Consider the following 5,675-nt stretch of genomic DNA (forward strand, 5'->3'; position numbering starts at 1 on the left):
CCTGCTGGGCGAGCCATTGCCGCCGGCGCCGCCTCGACCGCGCCAAGCACGCCATCGAACGCTTCGTAGAGCGTCGGATAGGGCGTTCCCTCCGGCAAAGCGGCCGCCGTCAATGCGCAGGCCCAGTCGATCGCCGCCGCCGGCAATGGCTCGCCCAGCAGGGGCGCACGACTATGCTCCAGCTCGACGGTCAGGCTGGCCAGCTGATCCTCGGTACGGGCGCGAAACTCGGCCTTCACCGCATTGCCCGGCAGCAGCACCGGGCGCAGCGCCCGCGATCGCCCGCCGCGCACATAGCCCGCGACCAGCCCATGGTCGGACGTCAGCAGCCGCGCGACCGCGCCATGTTCGCCATGGGCGCGCAGCGCGCAGACGATGCCGGATGTGATGAGGACGGGCATGGCGCCTTCCTATCGACGATCCGGCATTCGTGCCAAATCTAATGTTGCGGCTGCGCCTCGCCACGGGTGCGCCACAGCGACAGGCCGATACCCGCGCCCAATACCCCGGCCGTCACCAGCAGGGAAAAGAGCGGCGGGATCTTCTCCAGCCCCAGCGCATCGGCCAGGAAGATCTTGGCGCCGATGAAGATCAGCACCACCGACAGCGCATATTTGAGATAATGGAAGCGGTGGACCGCCGCCGCCAGCGCGAAATAGAGCGCACGCAGCCCCAGGATCGCGAAGATATTGGAGGTATAGACCAGATAGGGATCGGTGGTGATGGCGAAGATCGCCGGCACAGAATCCACCGCGAAGATGACGTCGGCAATCTCGATCATCACCAACGCCAGGAACAGCGGCGTCGCATGGAGCAGCGGCTTGCCGCCCGGTTCGGCCGGCTGGCGCACGAAGAAATGATCGCCCTCCACCCGGTCGGTCACGCGCATGTGACGGCGCAGGAAGCCGAGCAGCCGGTTCCCCTCCATCGTCTGTTCCTTGCCCACCGTCCACAGCATGCGGATGCCGGTGAAGATCAGGATCGCCGCGAAGAAATAGAGCGCCCAGGAGACATTCTGGACCAGCGCCGCGCCCAGCCCGATCATGATCGCGCGCAGGACAATGACGCCAATGATGCCCCAGAACAGCACCTCATGCTGATAGCGGCGCGGCACATGGAAGAAGGAGAAGATCATCGCGATGACGAAGACATTGTCGAGCGCCAGCGATTTTTCGACGACGAAACCGGTCAGATAGGCGACCGCCGCCTCCTGCCCCATCTGCCAGGCGATCCAGCCGCCAAAGGCCAGGCCAATGGCGATGTAGAAACCCGCCAGCTTCACGCTCTCGCGCACGCCGATCTCGCGCTGCTTGCGATGCAGCACGCCCAGATCCAGCGCCAGCAGCGCGATGATGATCGTCAGGAAGAGCGCCCACATCCAGATGGGCTTGTCGAGAAAGTCGGTCGTCAGGAAATCCATGATGGGTCCGTGCTGCAAAGATGCAGGTCAAGCGGACGGCATGGCTCCCGGTTCCCTCAGCGGGAATATGTCGGAAAGCGGCAATCGAACAGCAATGATCAGTGCCCCGGCGCAGGTCAGGCTGCGCCGGGCCATTGATGATCAGCCCGGCATCATCGTGCCGGTATCGATGAAGCGCTGGTGCCAGGCGAAGGCCTCGGCCGGCAGCATCGGCGACTGCAGGCCATAGCTGCCCTGCATCGCCCGCCTGAAATAATCCTTCAGCATCGGGCGATAATCGGGATGGGCGCAATTGTTGATGATCAGTTCGGCCCGCTGGCGCGGCGCCAGCCCGCGCAGGTCGGCCAGCCCCTGTTCGGTGACGATCACCTGCACATCCTGGTTGATATGGTCGACATGGCTGGCATGCGGCACGATCGCCGAAATCTTGCCCTGCTTGGCGGTCGAGGGCGTCATGAAGATCGACAGATAGGCGTTGCGGGCGAAGTCGCCCGACCCGCCGATGCCGTTCTGGATGCGCGATCCCATGACATGGGTGGAGTTCACATTGCCATAGATGTCCGCCTCGATGAGGCCGTTCATGGCGATGCAGCCCAGGCGGCGTACCAGTTCGGGATGGTTGCTGATTTCCTGCGGGCGCAGGATCATCTTGTTGCGGAAGCGCGCCATGTCGGCATTGAGCCGCGCCGCCGCCTCGGGACTGAGCGAGAAGGCGGTGGCGCTCGCCATGCGCAGCTTGCCGGATTCCAGCAGGTCGAGCATGCCGTCCTGAATGACCTCCGTATAGGAGACCATATTGTCGAACGGCGCGTCGATCAGGCCGGTCAGCACGGCATTGGCGATATTGCCGACGCCCGACTGGAGCGGCAGCAGCGACGCCGGGATGCGGCCCATCTTCACTTCATGGCCCAGGAATTCGAGCAGATGGCCGGCGATCGCCCGCGCACTGTCATCGGGCGGGGTGAAGGGCGCGTTGCGATCGGGCGAGTCGGTTTCGACCACCGCCAGCACCTTGGCGGGATCGACCCTGAAATAGGGTTCGCCGATGCGATCGTCCGCGCGGGTCAGCGGGATCGGCACGCGGCTCGGCGGCAACGCGGTGCCGTAGTAGATGTCGTGCATCCCTTCGAGCGCGGCATTCTGCCAGCTATTGACCTCCAGGATGATGCCCTTGGCACGATCGAGCCAGGTCTTGTTGTTGCCGACCGAAGCGGACGGGATCAGCAGGCCGTCGGGCGTGATGCCGGTCACTTCGACCACGGCGACATCCAGTTCGCCCAAAAAGCCCTGCCACGCCATCGGCGCGACCTGGCTCAGATGCATGTCGAAATATTGCATCTCGCCGCGGTTGATCCGCTCGCGGGCAATCGGATCGCTATTATAGGGAAGACGAAATTCCACGCCGTCGGCCTTGGCGAGCGCGCCGTCCAGTTCCGGCCCGGTCGATGCGCCGGTCCACACCTTCACCCGGAACGGATCGCCGGCCGAATGGGCGGCTGTGATTCGGTCGGCGAGCGCCAGAGGGACAGCCTTGGGATAGCCCGATCCGGTAAAGCCGCTCATGCCCACGGTCATGCCGTCGGCAATCAGGGCTGCGGCGTCCTGCGCGCTGCGCCTCTTTGCCGCAAACCCTGCATGACCGATACGATCCGATGCCATCCTCTCGTCTCCATTAAATGTCTGACTGGCGTCCCTGCGCCGGCGCTTAGGTCTGGCTTTTCCGTTCTCCGCACAATAGGGATTCCCGGCACAATATCTGTGCAGGACATGTTCAAATGAGCGACCTGCTTCTTTCGATCCGCACCTTCATACGGCTCTGCGAAAAGCCCAGTTTCACGCGCGTCGCTGCCGAGATGCATGCGAGCCACACCACCATAGCGCGACGGCTCGATCAGGTGGAAGCCCATTTTGGCACCGTGCTGTTTCACCGCACCACGCGCCGGCTGGTCCCGACGCCGGAAGCCGACCAATTGCTGGTCCATGCCCGCACGCTGGTCGACGCGCTGGAAGTGGCCGAACAGGAATTGCGCCCGGTCCAGGGCGATGTCAGCGGCACGGTGCGGATCGGCGTCACGACCGCGCTGGGCCTCTATTATCTGGGCCTGCTCAGCCTGCTCAGCGATCAGCATCCCGGCCTGCGGATCGACATGGCGATGACCGACTGGCAGCGCGATCTGGTCCAGGACCGGCTCGACCTGGCGCTGCGCGTCGGCCCGGTCGGGGACGATATGCTGGTCGTGCATCGGCTGGGCGCCCTGCCCCGCATGTTGGTCGCCCATCCCGACTATGTCGCGCGCCATGGCCTGCCCGCCAGCGCGGACGATCTGCCGAGCCATCGCTGCATCGCCTATGGCTATGGCGACCTGCCGGCCAAATGGACGGTTGACGGCCGCGACCAGTTGATCAGCGGCCCGTTCCGCAGCGACAATAGCGAGGCGGTGCATCGCGCCGCGCTCGCCGGCCTCGGCATCGCGATGCTGCCCGCCGTGCGGGTGGCGGACGATCTGGAGGCGGGGCGCCTCATGCGCGTCCTCCCCGCCAGCCAGATCGACCCGATCGACATATTGGCGGTGCATCCCGCGCTGAAGCGCCTGCCCGCCCGCGCCAGGCTGGTGCTCGATTTCCTGAAGGCGAATTTCCCCGGCGACCCGCCCCAGCGCTAAGCGGCGCGCAGTTCCTCCAGCACGTTACGCACCGTTTCCTGCAATTCCTGCGAACGGCTTGACAAGGCGGTGGCCGCCGCATCGGTTTCGCCCATGGCCGATTGCGCCTCCGCCAGCGCCAGGCTCAGCGCTTCGGCCTGGGACGCCGCTTCGGCGATATGGCGCGCCATCTCCTCGGTCGCGGCCGCGATCTCGCCGGTGGCGCGTATCTGTTCCGCTACATCATCGACGATGCCGGCAGTCGACCGGTCGATGGTATCCGCCGATTGGGTCGCGACATCGATCGCGCCCGACACGCTGTCGGCCGCACGGCGAATATCCTGCAGATAGATGTCGATCTGGCGGGTCGCCTCGGCCGTCTGCGCGGCCAGGCTCTTCATCTCCGATGCCACGACGGCAAAGCCGCGCACCTCGCTGCCGCTCCGTGCCGCCTCGATCCCGGCATTGAGCGACAGGGTCCGGCTCTGCGCCGCGATCTGAGCAATCAGCGCGACGATCGAACTGGCGGAATCGACCGTCGCCGACAGCATGTCGACCTCCGGCGTCAGCGCACGGGTCGCCATCGCGCCGCGCAGCGCATTGTCGCGGGTGTGGCTGGCGCTACCGCCCACGCCATTGATCGAAATGGCCAGCTTTTCCGTATCCTGCGCCACCGCGCGGACATCGCCATCGGCGCGGGCATGGGCCTTGCGCAATTCGGCCGAGCGCTGGGTCGTGCGATCGAGCAGATCGAACAGCCATTGCTTGCTGGCCGACAATTGCCCGGCCAATTGGCCCAGATCGCCAACCACCGCGCCCAACCGCGCCTCCAGCGCATCGGCCACCAGCCGGCGCCGCTCGCTTGCCTCTTCGGCCCGCCGCGCCGCTTCCTCGATCGCGCGCTGTCGGGTGGCAATTGTCTGCGCCCGCTCCAGTTCGGCCAGCGCAACTTCCGCCCGCTCCTTTGCCGCATCGGCTTCCTTGCGCAGACCTTCGCTCCGCTGCCGCTCCTCGGTCTGCAGGCGGATGGTCTGGGTGAGCAGCGACACGATCCACCACAGCATCAGGGTCTGGATCACCACGATCAGCGCATGCACCAGCACGCGCGGCAGATCGCCCTCGCTGGCGAACACCCAGGCGGGATAGCTATAATTGAGGATCAGATGATGGAGCGCCGTCACGCCGGCCGCCACCAGTAGCGCCCGCCGATCGAGCAGCACGGTCTGCGCCGCCAGCGCCGCGAAAAAGCCCATATGCATGTCCATCTGCCAGCCATGACCGCGCAGCAGGAAGACATAGAGCGCCGGGATCGCCACCGATGTCACCGCCAGCGTCATGCGCGCCGGCGCCGAAATGTCGCGCCGCCGCACCATGATGGTCGGAAGCAGCGCCAGCAGCGCAGCCGCCAGCGCGCCTACTTCCGCGTCAGGAGAGTTGAGCAGCCAACCGATCAGCATGAGCGCCGGCACATTCAGCCAGAATAGCCACATCAGCATGCGCGCACCGGCAAGGCGGATGCTTTCCATCGGGCGTTCGACGTTCATGCCCGCCCTCCCTTGCTGGCGCAGAGAAAATCGCGCGCCGCCAGCAGCAACACGCCGCCCGCCAGCATC

Annotated in this window: 5 protein-coding genes; 1 reads left to right on the top strand and 4 read right to left on the bottom strand. The window is 65.6% G+C overall.

From position 1 onward, the window contains the following. From CG471_RS28685 to CG471_RS28695, 3 genes are all read right to left on the bottom strand, one after another. Positions 1-401 (bottom strand): DNA repair protein RecO (locus CG471_RS28685; protein ID WP_180275837.1); only part of this gene is annotated, 401 nt, incomplete at its 3' end. A gap of 38 nt (positions 402-439) precedes the next feature. Then, entirely contained in the window at positions 440-1,420 is a 981-nt protein-coding gene (locus CG471_RS28690) for a TerC family protein (protein WP_037512004.1), read from the bottom strand. Positions 1,421-1,561: 141 nt separating this feature from the next. Beyond that, positions 1,562-3,079: an acetyl-CoA hydrolase/transferase family protein gene (locus CG471_RS28695; protein WP_069338457.1), complete on the bottom strand. Its 1,518-nt coding sequence runs from the start codon at positions 3,077-3,079 to the stop codon at positions 1,562-1,564. A gap of 116 nt (positions 3,080-3,195) precedes the next feature. On the opposite strand from CG471_RS28695, the gene CG471_RS28700 reads away from it, so the two are divergent. After that, positions 3,196-4,083: a LysR substrate-binding domain-containing protein gene (locus tag CG471_RS28700; protein ID WP_010337723.1), complete on the top strand. Its 888-nt coding sequence runs from the start codon at positions 3,196-3,198 to the stop codon at positions 4,081-4,083. On the opposite strand, the gene CG471_RS28705 is transcribed toward CG471_RS28700, so the two are convergent. After that, positions 4,080-5,606, bottom strand: coding sequence for a methyl-accepting chemotaxis protein (locus CG471_RS28705; protein ID WP_099234536.1), 1,527 nt, complete (start codon positions 5,604-5,606; stop codon positions 4,080-4,082). The two genes, CG471_RS28700 and CG471_RS28705, sit on opposite strands and share 4 nt — an antisense overlap. Positions 5,607-5,675 lie beyond the last annotated feature (69 nt).

Origin of the sequence: Sphingobium sp. IP1 (genome assembly GCF_002708645.1) — a bacterium.
GTDB classification, from domain to species: domain Bacteria; phylum Pseudomonadota; class Alphaproteobacteria; order Sphingomonadales; family Sphingomonadaceae; genus Sphingobium; species Sphingobium yanoikuyae.